Origin of the sequence: Thiorhodococcus minor, from assembly GCF_010820565.1 — a bacterium.
In the GTDB taxonomy this organism is placed as follows: domain Bacteria; phylum Pseudomonadota; class Gammaproteobacteria; order Chromatiales; family Chromatiaceae; genus Thiorhodococcus; species Thiorhodococcus minor.
On sequence record NZ_JAAIJQ010000036.1, the window covers coordinates 1 to 16,356 of the forward strand.

Here is a 16,356-nt window from a genome sequence, read left to right on the forward strand (position 1 = left end):
AAGCAGGCGCTCGCCCCCGAGGCCAGCGAGAAGTCGATCCCGTCCTCGTAGATGCCACCGACGATCAGACCGAAGTCGATCTGGCTCGCGCCGATGTCGAGCGTGTCGTTGGGCTCGACCGACACGCCCTGTACCGAGCCCGCCGGGAAGGCTGCATCGGCCACCAGGCTGCCGACATGGTTGACGTACTGGCCGCTACCACCACCAGTGATGCGCAGGTGCCAATCGTCCGTGCCGCAGTCGTTCCAGATGAAGAGCGCGCGGTCGCTCGCCGGGTCGTAGCTCGGCGCGCCGCACGCCGGCCCGCTGCCCGAGTCGTCGTCGAGGATGGTCACCGTGCCCGTCGCCGCATTGGTGTCGGCGCTCGTCAGCTGCACGCCGAAGCTCTCGCTCGGCTCCGGCGTGGCGTCGTCGAGGATGGGCACCGTCACCGTCTGCTCGCTCTCCCCGGCCAGGAAGCTCAGCGTCCCGGAGGTCGTGGTGTAGTCGCTCCCGGCGGTGGCCGTGCCGGCCCCCGGCTGATAGGCGACCTCGACCTGCTCCCCACTCCCAGGCGCCGGGGTGAGCGTCAGCGTCAGCACCGCCTCCTGACCCGCCGGCCCTTCGCTCACCGTGACGTCGTCGACACCCAGGCTGAAGGTGCTACCGCCGCCGCAGGCCCCGAAGCCGGGGATCTCCACTTGCGGGTCGACCACCATGCGGTTGGCACCGGCCAGCACCGGCAGGGTCGTCGGCGAGGTCAGCTCCAAGCAGGCGCTCGCCCCCGAGGCCAGCGAGAAGTCGATCCCGTCCTCGTAGATGCCACCGACGATCAGACCGAAGTCGATCTGGCTCGCGCCGATGTCGAGCGTGTCGTTGGGCTCGACCGACACGCCCTGTACCGAGCCCGCCGGGAAGGCTGCATCGGCCACCAGGCTGCCGACATGGTTGACGTACTGGCCGCTACCACCACCAGTGATGCGCAGGTGCCAATCGTCCGTGCCGCAGTCGTTCCAGATGAAGAGCGCGCGGTCGCTCGCCGGGTCGTAGCTCGGCGCGCCGCACGCCGGCCCGCTGCCCGAGTCGTCGTCGAGGATGGTCACCGTGCCCGTCGCCGCATTGGTGTCGGCGCTCGTCAGCTGCACGCCGAAGCTCTCGCTCGGCTCAGGCGTGGCGTCGTCGAGGATGGGCACCGTCACCGTCTGCTCGCTCTCCCCGGCCAGGAAGCTCAGCGTCCCGGAGGTCGTGGTGTAGTCGCTCCCGGCGGTGGCCGTGCCGGCCACCGTCTGATAGGCGACGTCGACCTGCTCCCCACTCCCAGGCGCCGGGGTGAGCGTCAGCGTCAGCACCGCCTCCTGACCCGCCGGCCCTTCGCTCACCGTGACGTCGTCGACACCCAGGGTGTAGCTGGGAGCCGTGCCGCCGGAGCCCTCGGTGAGCAGGACCACCTGATCGACGCTCAAGTCGGAGAAATAATCGACCACTCCGCTAGGCCACTGCACCTCGAGGTCCACTTCCTGATTGGCGCCCAGCCCGAAGTGAATCCGCCTGAAATCCTGCGCGTGCTTGTGCGTCCCATTCGATTGCTCCCGGACCTGCACGCGACCATCGGGCGTCGTGGCATAGAGCACGGCTCCGATCCCGTGGATATTTGACGCCGAGCCCTCGAGGTCGACCTCGATCCAATGGTTCGAGCCGCATTGATTTCTGAACAGCTGATGCTCGGCGACATAGGAGAAGGGCGCGGGATAGGCCCCCTGGGCGACGAAGATGTCCAGGCAGCCGTCCAGGTCGAAGTCGACGCTGGTCGCGACATCCGTCTTGCCAAGGAGGTGGCCCGAGGCACCGCCCGCGGCGCTGACGACTCGGAAGGTCCCGTCGCCCTGATTGTCGAACATGAGGTTCGGGACATTGGCCACCGGGCCGGTCGCCCCGACGTAGACGTCGACGTCCATGTCGTTGTCGAAGTCTCCAGGGATGACCGACCGCCCGAAGCTCTGGATCGCGGAGACAGGGTCGAGAAAGGTCTGACTGTTGGTCGTGCGGTTCAGCAGGCCGTTTTGATTCTCGAAGAGGATGGGCGGCAACGGATTGCCCTGGGTGAGATTGACGGACCCGAAGGCCTGAGGCGTCGAAATGCCCGTGGCGACGGCCAGCACGTTCACGCCATAGTCCACGTCCACCACTCGGACCTGCCAGCGTCCATTCTCATAGCCGACATAGATCCCCTGAGACCGGCTCGCAGGCAGCCCCATCAGGGTCGTGTCCGAGGTCGATAGGGTCAGCTCGAGGCGGTGCGGCCAGACGTTGCCGGGCACCAGCCCAGGATCGGCTTCCGGCGGCGGATTGACCCCGCTGGCGCCAAGCGACACCTGAGTCACGTCCGTCTCCCAGCCGAAGGTGAGGGTCACATCCCCCGGGGCGGTGAAGGAGAAGCCGCGCTCGGAAGCCGATGGTGGCAGCGTCGATTGAATGCGGTCGCCCGTGCTCAAACGCAGCGCGGCCGCCGTGTTCGGGGGCGCGACCACGGCGAAGACATCGAAATCCAGATCGCCATCGAAATCCGAGATGGCGAGGTCGAAGGGGTAGGCGTTGTAGATATCGTTGCCGACCGTCGAGCGGATGTCCGTGAAGGGCTGGGTCGAGATGTCATAGATGGTCCCGATCTGCGACGTATCGCCGCAGATCAGCGTTGGAGCGCCGTCAGGGGTCAAGTGGGTGAGCATGGCGTTCTCGCAGCTGCCGGCGTTGAAGCCGACTTGCGAGGTCACCTCGGTAAAGCCGCTGATCTGCTGGCGGAAAATGGCCGAAGGGGACTCTGCGGCACTCGTCTGCAACGCGGTGATGACCAGATCGAGCAGGCCATCGTTGTCGTAGTCGACCCACAAGGGGGTCCGCCCGCGACCGCGCGGGTAGTCGACGCCATAGGCCTGCGCCAGCTCGACCAGCAGCGTGCCATTGTTGACGAAGAAGTTGTTGCGCCACTCCTCCTGGACGCTGCCGCCGCCCGCGGCCTCGCCGGCGCCGCCTCCGCAGGCCTCGAAGAGGTCTTCGTCCCCGTCATTGTCGAAGTCGGCCCAGGCCACGCCGTGCGTGTCGTCGCGGTAATGCGGATTCGGATCGAGCACGGCGGACTGGATGACATCTGAGAACCCACCAGCGCCGCCTTGTTGGAGCAGGATCGTGGGGGTGTATTGGTGCTCGCCGAGCCAGAGGTCGGGCAGGCCATCGCCGTTGACATCTCCCCAGCCGGCGCCCCAAGTCTCCCCTCCAGCGTCGATCAGCAGGCTGCCCCCGCCGTCGCGCGCCTCGGCGAATTGTCCCGAGCCGATGTCCGCTGTGATGTCGGCGACGGGCGTGAGTGCGAGCGCGACCAGGGCACATATCCCGAGCCCGGCCGGGCTTCGGCGCACCTGGACCCCAGCGGCAATCATTGTCTTATTGGTCATGGCTTCCCCTTCATTTCAGAGATCCCTCGGATCGACGGGCCAGCACCCAGGCGGCCGCCTCCCGCTTTCAAACGATCGGCCGCGCCCGAAAGATCGGCGCGCGCTCCCGGAGTGACGCGATTCACTCTGTGCAAAACTCCATGCTCGCCCCGTCCCAGAGGACGCGACGCGGCCCAAGCAGCACCGGCAGTTCGTTGAAGAGCCGAAGCGAGAAACAGCCCGCCCCCTCCTCATCCAGCTCGAAATCGACCCCGTCCTCATAGACCTCGCCGACGATGAGATCGAATCCGATCTCGTCCGCCCGAACCCTCGTCAGCTTGTCGTTCGGCTCGATCGAATAGGCGGATACGGAAGCGAGCGGGCGATCCGCGGCGACGTTTCCGAGGTAGCTGACATAGTGCGCGTCCCCGCCGCCGGTGATGCGCAGGTGCCAGCGCCGGGAGGCGCAGTCGCTCCAGAGAAAGGCCGCCTGGTCGACGCCGGGGTCGTATTCGGGCGCGCCGCACTCGGGCGTGACCGCTGCGTCGTCGTCGAGAATGGTCGCGCGTCTGGTGATGGTGCCGGTCGCCGCGCCGCTCAGCTCGAGCACGAAGGTCTCGCTGTCTTCGCGCTGACCGTCGTCGAGGATGGAGACACGGACGATGTGCCGGCTTTCGCCCGCGGCGAAGCTGAGCACCCCGGAAACGGGCAGAAAGTCGGCCTGCTCGAGCGCGCTCTCGCCCAGTGTTCGATAGGCCACCTCGACCTGCTCGCCGGTGGCGGGCGGCGGCGACAGCGCGACAGCGAAGGTCGCGACACCTGGGTCGGCACCCTCTTCGAGGCGGACATCTGCGACCTTCAGCGAGCGCGCCGCGGCGGCGCCCTGGCTCCCTTCGCGCAGCCGAGCCACGCGATCGACGGCCAAGTCCGAGAACCGCTCGACGAGACCGCTCGGCCAGTGCACTTCGAGATCGACGCGGCTATTGGCCCCGAGGCCGAAATGGATGCGGCGATAGCTCTGGGCATACTTGTGCATCCCATTGGCCTGCTCGCGCATCTGGACGCGACCGTCCGGGGTATAGGCGTAGACGACTGCGCCGATGGCATTGGCGTTGGAGGTCACGCCCTCCAGGTCGATCGCGATCCAGTGGTTGCCGTCGCAGCGGTTACGGAAGAGCTGATGACCAGCCGAGTAGGAAAAGGGGGCCGGGTAGGCGCCCTGAGTCACGAAGAGATCCAGACAGCCGTCCAGGTCGAAATCGACGCTGGTCACAGTGTCCGTCTTTCCCAGTAGCGTCCCCGAGGCGCCGGCGGCCGCCGCAACCAAACGAAAGGTCCCGTCACCTTGATTCTCGAAGAGCGCGTTCGGCGTGTTCGCGAGGTTGCCGGTCGTGCCGACATAGACGTCGACGTCCATGTCGTTGTCGAAGTCGCCTGGCGTCAAGGAGCGTCCGTAGAGTGCGATCGCCTCGATCGGATCGAGGAAGGTAGCCTCGGTCGCCGTCCTGCGGAGCCGGCCTCCCTCGTTCCGAAAGAGGATAGGCGGAAGCCGATTGCCCTGACTCGGACTCACATCGCCATAAGGCTCAGGCTGCGAGATCCCCTCGGCGATCGCCGCCACATGCAGCCGGTGATCGACGTCGACGGCGCGAACATGCCAGCGGCCATCCAGGCGTCCGACGTAGATCCCCTCCCCCATGTCGGCCGGCAGCCCCTCCAGGCTAGGGTCTGCGGGCGACAGCGCAAGCTCGACCCGATGCGGCCAGAGGTGCGGCGGCACGAGTCCGACATCGACGCCGGCTGGCGGCGCTAGGCCCGCGCGGCCAAGATGGATCTGCCCTGCCTCGGTCTCCCAGCCGAAGACGAGGCGAGCCTCGTCGGGCGCGGTGAACGAAAACCCAGTGACGCTGCGCGCCCTGGGGACGGCTGAGTGCTCGGGGGAGAAATGGAGGGTCGCGTGGATCCTGTCTCCGCTCTCCGCGCGCGCCGCGGCCGGGGTGATGGGTGGGGCAACGACCCCGAAGACGTCCGGAAGCAGGTCGCCATCGAAGTCTGCGATCGCCAAGTCGAAGGGATAGGCCGCATAGAGGTCGTCGCCCAGCAGCGACCTGACCTCCGTGAAGGGCGTGGTCGAGGTGTCGGAGACGGCACTGACCCGCGAGGAGTCCGCGCAGATCAAGAGCGGCGATCGCCCCGGAATCAGGCTGGAGACGAGGGCGTTCTCGCAGCTGCCGGCCGTGAAGCCGACGTCGTCCGAGACGTCGTCGAAGCCCGCGAGACCCTGGCGAAACAGCGCCGACGGATACTGCCCCTCGGCCGTCTTCTGCGCGGTGATGGCCAAATCCAGGAGACCGTCATTGTCGAAGTCGACCCAGGACGGCGTGCGGCCGCGGGCGCGCGGGTAGCCGACCCCGAAGTGCTCGCCCTGCTCCCAAAGCCGCCCAGCTTCGTTCACGAAGAGATTGTTGCGGCCCTCTTCATCGATGCTCGCGCCTCTGGCCGCCTCGCCCGCGGCTCCGCCGCAGGCCTCGACGAGGTCGTCATCGCCATCATTGTCGAAATCCGCCCAGGCGACGCCATGGGTGTCGTCGCGCATGTGCGCATCGGCATCGACCACGACCGCGTCGGTGACATTCGCGAAACGCCCATCGCCCAGGTTCTGCAGAAGCAAGGTTGGCGTGTATTGATGCATGGCCAGCCAGAGATCCGGAAAACCGTCCGCGTTCAGATCGCCCCAGCTGGCGCCCCAAGTCTCGCCCTGGGCGTCGATCAGCAAGCGCCCAAGCTCGTCGCGCGCCTCGGCGAACTGCGCCGGCCCCATCTCCGCGGCGCTGGACAGGGTCAGCCCTAGCGCAAGCAGTCCGAGAACGGCTGCGGCGACATGGTGGGAATTGCGATTCATTGAGGTCCTCTCTAGACGCAGGGTGCGAGTCAGGACGGTCTTGCCTCGGCGCTCGCGAGCGGCTGACCCGCTCCATCCCGTCTTGGCAGCGTCCCTGAGGACGCCCGCGTGGCTCTCGCCCGAGCCTGACTCAGATTCATCGACGGCTGACGGCTGACCGCTGCGCACCAGGGCTGGGGCGACCTAGGACGACACGCCTTTCTATTCGGCTTTACAACTCGCATGCCAAGGCGGGTTGTCTCCGTCGCCCGAAGCGCGTCCAAAGGCGGGTGCCGAGCGCGCCTGGATGCGCGTCTCCAGCCGCTCGACGCGATATCCACGGGGAGGATCGCGACGACAAATCGTCCGACGAAAGGTGTAAGCCTCCCAACGACATCATCTGTGCCCGGGAGGCGCAGCGCTCGGGGAGAAGGCGAAGTGTTAAGCCAGGAATACAGTTTTACGAAAGGGTTGAATGGAGTGCTCGGCCACTGACCGGGCAGGGCATGAGAAGGGACTGAGGTTGGCGCGATGCGGGGTATCGGCGGATCGGGCCGCGGCGATCGAGGCGAGTACCGTCGGCAAGAGCCCCCTATCCAACGGCCTTGGACTTCCAGGAACCGCCAGCCCTGAGTCAAAAAGTGTATGAAGTGATCTGGTCCGCCAAGCACTGAACATGCGGATGCTTCATGATCTCCTGGTGTCCGCAGTGCAGCTCATGTAGCGCAAGACCGCCGCCCGCGAGCGACTTCCAGGCCTCCTCATGCGCGACCTGCTCGCCATCCCAAGCATCTCCCCGGCACTTCCAGTAAGCGATCCTGCCGACGTATGGGCGCGGGACATAGCCATCGTAGAGGTGGCGGGCGCGGATCGATAGCGGACGCTCGCATTCTTTGAGCAAGGAGCGCGCTGTCCAGGTACGCAGACGCTGACGCGCCCACCGCCGGGAGCGGATCGCAAGGCGTTGGGGTGGAATCTTGAGGACACGCGCCAGCTCGCCCCGCACGGCCCCCTGAGACGCATTCTGGCAATTGCGCGGAAAGTAGGTATCGACCAGGCCGACCAGCCCCAGCGTATCGCCGCGCGCCGCAAGCTGGCGGGCCATCTCGTAGGCCACCAAGCCCGCGGCCGAATGACCGATCAGGAAATAGGGACCGCTCGCCTGCACACTGGAGAGCTCACTGACGTAATGGGCGGCCAGCGCCTCCAAGGTCGGCGGAAGATCCAGCATGGCCCCCCGCGATTTCGCGCCGACGCCATAGTTGAGCCCATAGACCGGCTGATCGGCGTCGAGGTAGCGAACCAGATCCCAACTGCTTGATTGTACGACGAAGATAGGTGTCCTCGTCCCCGTCTGCTTGATCGGCACCACTGACCAACGCGCATCCAAGCCGGTGTCACCGTCCAAGATCTCGGCAAGCGCTCCAAGGGTGGGTGCCTGGAAGACGGCGCTCACGGGCAGCCGCAGCCCCAGCTCGCTCTCGACCGCGCCGGCCAGCTGCGCCGCCAGCAGCGAATTGCCCCCGAGATCGAAAAAGCTGTCGTCGCGGCCGACCTCCCGGGCGTCGAGCAAACGGCGCCAGATCGCGCACAGCCGCACCTCTGTGGACGTCCTCGGCTCGCCGCCAAGACTCGGGGCACTCGCGGCGCCATCGGCCTCCCAGCCGCCGACTGGCGCCCCCCTTTCGGGGAGGACTCGAACCCTCTCCAAGGCGCAGGTCAGCGGCGTCCCGAATGCATCCCTGAGGAGATAGGACCGCGGTGCCCGGGCCTCCAAGGCGCCAGCCTTCACATAGCCGGCGAGATGCTCGCGCTGATAGGTCGCGGCCGTCGTGAGATGCTGAATCGCCGGCCTGGTCGCATCCAGGCCGACCATGGCCTCGGGCAGCCCCGAGCCGAGGAAGGCCCCTAGCGTATGCAGGCCGTCGGACGCCCCGATCGCGCCGAATCCGTTGGACGCGGCCGCCTGCGCCATGGCCTGATCGGCCGACATGCCCATCCCCTCCCAGCGGCTCCAGGCCAGAAAGTAAGCGCGGTGTCCCGCGCGCTGCAGACGCCTGCATTCGGCCTCCAGGTAGGCGTTGGCGGCGGAGTAAGCCGCCGTCCCCGTACCACCGAGGACGGCAGTCGCGGAGGAGAAGGCCAGCATGAAGGCGTTGGGGCGATGCCCCAGCAGCGCGCCTAGGGCGCGCGTCCCTTCCACCTTGGCGCGACCGGCGGCCGTGAAATCGTCCAACGTCTCGCTCCGGATCGGCCGCGCGCGGGCCTGCCCAGCGAGGTGGAAGATGCCGTCGATCTCACGCCCCCAGGCTGCCTCTGCCTGCTCCACCGCGCGCTGGAGGGCCTCCCGCTCGCAGATGTCGGTCGCGACATAGCGGCAGGAGATGCCCTCATCGACCAGAGATCGAAGAGCCTCCTGCCGCCCAACCTCCGCGCTCGTCGGAGAGCTGCGCCCGAGGATGAGCAGCCTGGCGCCGAGCCGACGCCCCAGCCAGCGACAGAGCGCCATCCCCAGGCCGCCGAGCCCCCCCGTAACCAGGTAGAGCCCGTCACGCTTCAGCGCGGCACCGCGCCCCCCTGACTCACGCAGATCGAGGTGGTCGAGCCGAAGCACATGGCGCAGCCCGTCCCGATAGGCCACCAGAGGCTCGCGACTCAGCGACTCGAGCTCCTGAGCAAGGTCGGACAGATCCTGTCGGCGATCCGCGCCGGACAGGTCGATGTGGCGGGCGGCGATGCCCGGATACTCCGCAACGAGCGATCTGACCATGCCGGCGAGCATTGCCTTCTCTGGACGGCCTCGGTCTTCGGCTCGGACGCAGTGACAGCCGTCGGCGACCAGAAAGAGGCGTTTCAGCGAGCCGCCAGCGGCGGTCTCCTCGAGCGCCCTCAGACAATGCAGCAAGGCGGCGATCCCGGGGTATCCCTGTGCCTCGCCAGCCGCGTCCAGGGCTGAGGGGGCCTGAGCCCCATAGTCCATCAGGTGAATGACCTCGCTGACCGCGATGCCGTCCGCCGCAAGGTCGCGAAAGAGGCTCCGAAGGCCGGCGCTCGAGCTGAGATCGACCCTGTAGCGATCCACGTCCAGGCGCTCCGTGACCTCCCCCCCGAGCACCTCGATGCACTGTCGATGACCTTGTCTGAGATCACGCCCCAGACTTCGGCCGAAACCGGCGCTGTCCGTCAGGATGAGCGTCGCCCCCGGCAATGGGTAGGGCGAGGCGCTCACGGCGCGGCACTGCAGCCAGCAGGCCCGATACAGCCAGGAAGGCAGGGTGCGGCCATTCCCCAGGGCCAGGTCGGCCCGCTTGATGGCGTCGTCCAGCGCACCGGACTCCAGTCTCAGCCGCAGCTGACTGCGCTGGATCTTGCCGATGCTGGTTCGCGGGATCTGCTGGCGCTCGACGGGCAGCAGATAGCCCGGCGAGATCCCGAAACGGTCCGCCACGCGGGCGCTAATGGCACGCATCAGCGCCGCCTCCGCCTCCCGATCCTTGGGCGTGGCATCCTCGGGCACGAAGAAGACCGCCAAGCGCTCCTCCGAATCGCCGGGGCGCCGCGCGCCGCAGGCCGCGACCTGGGCCTGCTGCACGCCCTCCACCGCACCCAAGGTGGCCTCGATCTCGTGGCAGAAATAGTTGGCGCCGTTGACGATGATGGTGTCCTTCTCGCGCCCCGTCAGGACCAGTCGGCCCTGCCACAGGAGGCCCAGGTCACCCGTATCCAGCCAGCCCCCGGGGAGCAGGACCTCGGCCGTCGCCTCGGCGTTGCCGAGATACCCCTGGAAGACCACGGCGCCCGCGACCTGGAGGCGTCCCACATAGCCTGGAGGGAGTGCCTCGCCCCTGGTGCCGACGACGCGCAGCGAGACCCCGGGGATCGGCGGCCCGAGGTCCGCGAAGCTGACCCCGCTGGGATCCTCATCCGCGACGGGCCGAGCGCGCTCGCCCGATGCCGGGGGACGCAGACGCAAGAAGCCGAGCGGCCGCTGCGCGCTCGGCACGGCATAGGTCACCCCGGATCCGAGCTCGGCCATGCCATAGGCCGCCCAGATCGCGGACCACCTGAGGCCATAGGTCGTTGCGACCTCCAACAGCGCCTCGACGGAGCGATCCGAGACCGCCTCTCCCGCCGTCAAGAGTCCTTTGACGCAAGACAGATCCCACTCCAGCGCCGGCAGCTCAGTTAGGCGCTTGGCGACCAGGGCGAAGGCGAAGCTTGGCGCCCAGGAATGCGTGACGCGATAGCGATCCATGAGGGCGAGCCAGTTCGCCGGATCGCGCAGGACATGCTCCTTATCGACGTAGATCAGCTCGCAGCCGAGCATGACACAGCGGATGTGCCAGTCCGATAGGCTCCCGATATGGTCCAGCGGCAGCCAGTTGAGGATGACGTCTTCCTCCGCGAACTGGCATAGCGCGTTGGCGCCGCGTGCCCGAGCCAGGAGGTTGCGATGACTCAGCATGATGCCTTTGGGAATGCCAGTGCTCCCCGAGCTGAGATTCACCAGCGCGATGTCGTCCGGGTGCGCTCGATGCGCGGGCCTCGGCTGCGGCGTCGGGGCGGAGACCAGCCCAGCGAAGGGGATGACGCGACTCGCGGCGAGCCGGCCCTCGGCTTGCAGCGTCTCGAAACCCTCGGCGAGCCCTGCATCGGCGAGGATGACAGGGGCCTTCAAGCGCCCGACGAGCCCCTTCAAACGATCCAAGGTCTCCCCTGAAGGATCGAAACGCTCGGGAGCCTCGAGGACGATCGGCACCATACCGCCGAGCTGACAGCCCCAGAACGCGGCAAGAAGGTCTTGGATCGCCCGCAGCTGAAACAGGACGAAGGCACCCGGGGCGACACCCTGATCGGCTAGGGCGGCTCGGATACGCCGAGCCCGCTCCCAAAGCCCCGCATAGCTCCATTCCGTCAGCCGGCCCTGAGCCGAAACGAACCGAATGCGACGGTTCGGCACCCGGCGCACGGCGCGCTCCAGGAGATCCGGGAGCCTGGGCGCGGAGGCAGCGCCATCGGGCGGCAAGACCGGCCCGTGGAGCACGGCAGGCACCGCGGATTCCAGGCCGGCATCGCATGAAGGCTCGAGGTCGGCGGATTCGCTAGCCATGCCAGGTGGATCTGTCGCCCCCCCGTCCGCGAGCAGATCGCTGAGGTGGTAGGGCGCGGGGCTGCTCGCTGCTTGCTGGATGCGCCGGACGCACAGCTCCTCGGTCCCGAGCTCGGCGCGCAGCAGTCGCTCGGAGCGCTGGCAAAACGCGTCATCCAGCACCGGGATGGCGGCAAGCACCTCCTCGTCGACCAGGCCATCGGGCGTCAAGGGCAGCTTGTGCAGAGGCACTAGCGCAGCCGGGGCTTCCGGGCCGGCGGACTCGACGAGTCGGCGCAGATCGGAGCGACTCACCAGTCCTCGCGGGACGTAGAAGAGCATGCGCCTGACCTGCCCGGCGCTGTCTGACTTCGTCAGCAGCGCGCAGTCCTGGACGCCTGGATGCCTCAAGACCGCGGCCCTGGTTTCCATTCCCGCGGAGCACGAGCCACGGCCCTGTGCGGGCTCGCAAATGGCGATCATCATCCTCTCTCCTCTAGTCACTTGCCCTGTCAGCCGATCCCTAGGGAAGTTGCCAAGGGGAGCTGCCGAGAGATTGTCTGGCGTGAGGCGCTAGGCTCGCGGCAGCTCGGCGAGCAATGGCCCGGCCCCCATGTCCATGACGTCGCGTTTCACGCGAATCCGCTTGTCGAGGAGCTCCCAGACGATGACGAGTCCGATCGCCAGCAGGAGCCCACCCGCCAGAGCCGCCGCCAAGCTCACCAGCCGGCTTGGGGATGAGGGCAAGAACGGCGGCTCGGCGCGATCGAGGACCATGACGTTGCCGAGATTGAGCCGCCCATGCGTGGTGTACTCGCTGTACATCCGCAAGGAGCGGTCGTAGCTCTCGCGCGCGCTCTGCGCCTCGCGCAATAGGGGTTGAAGGCCCTCGCGATTGCGCTTGAGATTCAGCACTTTGTCGCGCTGTTCCGCTTCGCTCGCGCGGGCGCGCTCGGCGAAGTCGCGGGCCTCGAGCAGATCGAGCCGCAGCGTGTCGATGGCCTTGGCCTTCTCCTGCTCGAGCTTGTCGCGCAGCGAGGCGAGGTCGGCCGAGATCTTGATCAGCTCGGGGTGGCGTCGCCCCAGCGTCGTCGAGCGCTCGGCGAGCTGCGACTCGGCTCGGGCGAGATCGATCTCGAGGCGCTGAATGAGATCGCTCTTGGGGACATTCGGCAGTGAATCCAGGAAGCGGCCCGCGGCTGCCATCGCCTCGAGCGAGGCCAGCCGGCTTTCGGCCTCGCGCTCCCGCGCCTCCGCCTGGAGCCGTTGGTCGCCCAGCTCCTTGAGATGCGCCGTCTCGAGATCGAGCTGCTCGGCGGTCACGATGATACCGGCGTTCTGCTGATAGGCGCTCAGCTTGCGGTCCGCCTCCTCCAAGTCGGCGCGGAGCTTGGTCAGCAGCGGCTCGACCGCCTGCGCGGATTCGATCGCCGGCGCATGACTGAGCGCCTGGTTCACCTCCCGGTAGGCGTCCGCGAAGGCGTTCGCGACCCGCGCCGCGAAGGCTGGATTGGGATCCGTGTACCAAATACTGACCAAACGACTGTCCTTACCGATGGTGACCTGCAGGGTCTCGGTCAGGATGCGCTCGGCCCAGGGCGCGAATTCCTCATTGAGATCCGTCTCTTCCCGAAATGCCTCCAACCAGCCCGGCTCACGCTCCAGACCGAGCATCTCGAGGGCGCGCTTGGCGACGCGATGGCTCTTGATGATCTGCAGCTGGGTGGCGACATAGCTCTCTTGGAGGCCAACCGGCAGGAGCTCGCCGGCCAGCTCCCCTTCCAAGGGCGTTCTATAGTCGATGAGCAGCTTGGCGTTGGCCGAATAATAGGTCGGCTCGTCCTCGAGGAGCAGGAAGGCCGTCCCCGCCGCAAGGATGGGCATCAGGATCAGCACCCAGAATCTCGCCCGCAGCGCGAGCAGCATGTTTTCGATGCTCATTGCATCCCTCCAATGCCCGAAGGCAGCTGTCCGGCGGGCTCGCCCCAGGCGACATGACCATCCGCGTCGGTATCCGCGGCTGAGCGACCCTCATGGAGCCCGCCGCCCGAGCCAGCCTCGACCCAGGCCGCAGGCTCACCCGTGCGCCAATGAGGCAGCTCGCGACCGAGCAGGCGCTCCAGGCTCCGGATCTCCTCTTCCAAGGTCTCGCGCAGCCGCTGTTTCGTCACCTCCGCAACGGGCGGGATCGCAGCCGCGGGTGGACGGCGATTGAGACGCCGATAGGCGGCCTGCAGTCCCGCGCGCTGCGCAAGGCCCCACAGGCCGTCGAGATGCAATGCGCGAACCGTCCCGCGCAGGCCTCTGCGCGTGGACTCGAGTGCGCGAGAGCGGTAGAGGTGACTCTCATTGGAGCGTGCGTGAAGTGCGCTGGAGCGGTGGGCCGGGGCGATACCGAGAAAACTGTATACCTGTTTCGCAATTGAAACGGGATCGCGCTCGATGTCTTCTTGCAGGAGGATGAGTGTCTGCGACTCATCGAAGTGCTCGAGCCAGCGCTGCAAATGCGTCCCGTAGCGACTCTGCTCGAGGTACATGGGGTTGTTCGCCAGGCCAGCTTCGAAAGAGACATCCGGCCCCGAAAAGCTGCCGAGACGCACCTCGTGGCGATGGTTGGAAATGGCGCGCTCCACGGGGTCTCGCAGCGAGACCAGGATCTTGGCGTCAGGCGCGAAGGCCTTGACGCGCGCGGGAACGTCCTTGCTCGCGAAATAGGAGGGTGAAATTTCCCCGGCCAGACGCCCTGGGCTCAAGCTCGGGAACTGGCCGAGATACCACTGAAGGCCCCGGCCGTAGTGATAGGAGAAGAAATCGAGCTCCTTCCGACAACTGAGCGTGACGCCCGGATGGTCGCGCAGGATGTCGTAGAGCCAGGTCGAGGCACACTTCTGTGCCCCGATGCCGATGAATAACGGGTGACCCATAGCACCTCCTTCCGGTGTGTCGTCACGATCGATTGCCCGCGCCAGCCGGCCCGGCTAGCGCTCGATGATCGCGATAGCGACAGCAGGAAGGATGCCACTGGCGTGGCCTTGTGAAGTCTCCGCTTCCTCAATCGACGCCTACCTCTGCCAAGTCGCACCAGTAAGTCTCGCCCACGAGCCGACAATCCTCGACGCGGTGCGCCAGCTTCAGCGGCCGTACCTGCGTGAATCTCGGATCCTGGATCACGCCGACCGACACCCGATAGAGGCCGGGCCTGTCGAGCGCAGCTCCCTTGGCGACGAGCCCTGTGGGGGGCTCATCGGGCATCACCGCGGTCAGATCTCCCGGCAGCGAAAGCACGATCGAATCCCCCGTCTCCAGGTGCTCGAAGCGGACACCCAAACGGTACCAGCGCCGATAGACGGGCGCCGTTCCGCTGTTGCGAAGGTCGATACTCATCTGGAACGGCGTTCCCGCTTCAAGCGCGTCTGGTATCGCAGCACTCGAGACCCCAAGGCGATATCCCCCGATTGCGCGCCATTCATCCAGTGCCGCCCGATAGGTCTCGGGATCACCCGGATAGGGGTGGTACTTTGTGCTCCAGCCGCTGACATGCCAAGCCTCCATACGCTTATTCAGCGCAAAGTACTGAGTCCGGCCAGCGGACCAAGGGTCTCGATCGACCGGGGACGGGTCGGCCAAGGCTCGGGCATTGAGCTCGCCATGCACGGGTCCCTGCTTCCAGCAGTCCTTCATGAAGGGATGAGCCGAGAAGACCGGATCGATCAGATATTTCGTGGTGTCGAGTCCATCCGTTCGCCATCCCACGATCTTATTTCTGCGCCTTCCCTGCTCGCACAGATAGACCCACTGGCTCTCCACCGCGGCTTCTCGCGCCATTCCTCCATTGCGGATATTGGCGACGATGGGTAGATACTCGAAAGAGAGATAGGCTTCGGCAATCTTCACCTTGTTCTCGTAGGACGGCATCGGCCACTGCTCCCCGGAGCCCGCCAAGCGCACACCATCGACGTGTCCCTCCGTCCAAGACCCCAGGCCGCCCCTGACGTCGACGTAGGCGATCCTCCCCGCCCAATCAGGGGTGTCATAACGCTCCCGCAGCGCCTGGATCAGCTCGACCTGCTGCCGTATGTAGGCGTCGTCATTGTGGTTGAAGGTCCAGAGCCCCTGGCAAGTCTCGCCTGACTGGCAGCCGAGGACATAGTCGGTCAGGTAATGGGTGCAGCCACGCGGAAGCCCGCCGCCATCGCCAACCTCTGTACACCGCGGCCCCCGTGCCTCGGCCGCCTCCAGATACCAGCGCGGAATCGCCTGCGTATAGCGACTCCGCCCCCCTAGCTTGGGGGTATGGCCCATCACGGCAATTGCCGCCTGCTTTCCGTCGCTCGCCGACTTTTCGATTGCCGAATCGAGCGGCGCGAAATTCCATTCATTATCCGCATCCGGCTCGAGCAACGACCATTGCAGCCGAATGTAACGAATCGTCGCAATCGCATCGACGCTTCTATTCATTCTAAGAGCACCGGAGGGATTTTCGATCAAGGCCGCCTGCTCAATACCAATCCCCGGATTACTGAGTGGCCGACTCGCTTCGAGCAAAGGCGGCCTGACGATTCGATGGCCCGAAAGCTCGGAAGCAATCGAATCGACCGTCATCCCTTCGTCTGCGCATCCGGTCGGCGCAACGAGCATGGAAAAAAAGAAGAGAAAGACGCACAGACCGAGGAAAGACATCACTTCACCTCCGCGAAAAGGCTGATCATCAAAGGCAAAAGTCATCGATCCAGACACTGAGAACTGCGTCACAAAATCATGGGAAACAGTTTCTTACATTCACTGCAAGAATTACACGAAAAGCCAACAAAACCGCCGGAAACAGCCGAAAGACTCCCCAGTTCTTACCCATTGATTACAAGCTTTGAAATACAATGTGACGCCTGCCGCACAGCTCGCGCAATCAATCACCAAGCAAAAAGATAGGAGATTCAGCAGTAGCAGAAATATCCGCCGTTCGCACCCCTCATGACGCGTGA

Annotated in this window: 6 protein-coding genes; all 6 read right to left on the minus strand. The window is 66.1% G+C overall.

Annotation, left to right across the window (positions count from 1 at the left end):
- On the minus strand, nucleotides 1–3,428 hold a 3,428-nt coding region (locus G3446_RS13170), incomplete at its 3' end, for a Calx-beta domain-containing protein (RefSeq protein WP_209262402.1).
- Nucleotides 3,429–3,549: 121 nt separating this feature from the next.
- Complete coding sequence (locus G3446_RS13175) at nucleotides 3,550–6,309, minus strand: FG-GAP-like repeat-containing protein (protein ID WP_164453297.1); 2,760 nt, start codon at nucleotides 6,307–6,309, stop codon at nucleotides 3,550–3,552.
- A 613-nt stretch (nucleotides 6,310–6,922) separates the two neighbouring features.
- Nucleotides 6,923–11,863, minus strand: a complete 4,941-nt coding sequence (locus G3446_RS13180) for an SDR family NAD(P)-dependent oxidoreductase (RefSeq protein WP_164453298.1) — start codon at nucleotides 11,861–11,863, stop codon at nucleotides 6,923–6,925.
- A gap of 87 nt (nucleotides 11,864–11,950) precedes the next feature.
- The gene (locus G3446_RS13185; protein ID WP_164453299.1) at nucleotides 11,951–13,318 is read right to left on the minus strand and encodes a hypothetical protein; all 1,368 of its coding nucleotides are present in this window, start codon (nucleotides 13,316–13,318) and stop codon (nucleotides 11,951–11,953) included.
- On the minus strand, nucleotides 13,315–14,301 hold the full coding sequence (locus G3446_RS13190; RefSeq protein ID WP_164453300.1) for a sulfotransferase domain-containing protein: 987 nt from the start codon (nucleotides 14,299–14,301) through the stop codon (nucleotides 13,315–13,317). The genes G3446_RS13185 and G3446_RS13190 overlap by 4 nt, the downstream gene beginning before the upstream one ends.
- A 127-nt stretch (nucleotides 14,302–14,428) precedes the next feature.
- On the minus strand, nucleotides 14,429–15,835 hold the full coding sequence (locus tag G3446_RS13195; protein ID WP_164453301.1) for a DUF4832 domain-containing protein: 1,407 nt from the start codon (nucleotides 15,833–15,835) through the stop codon (nucleotides 14,429–14,431).
- Between the last annotated feature and the right edge of the window lie 521 nt (nucleotides 15,836–16,356).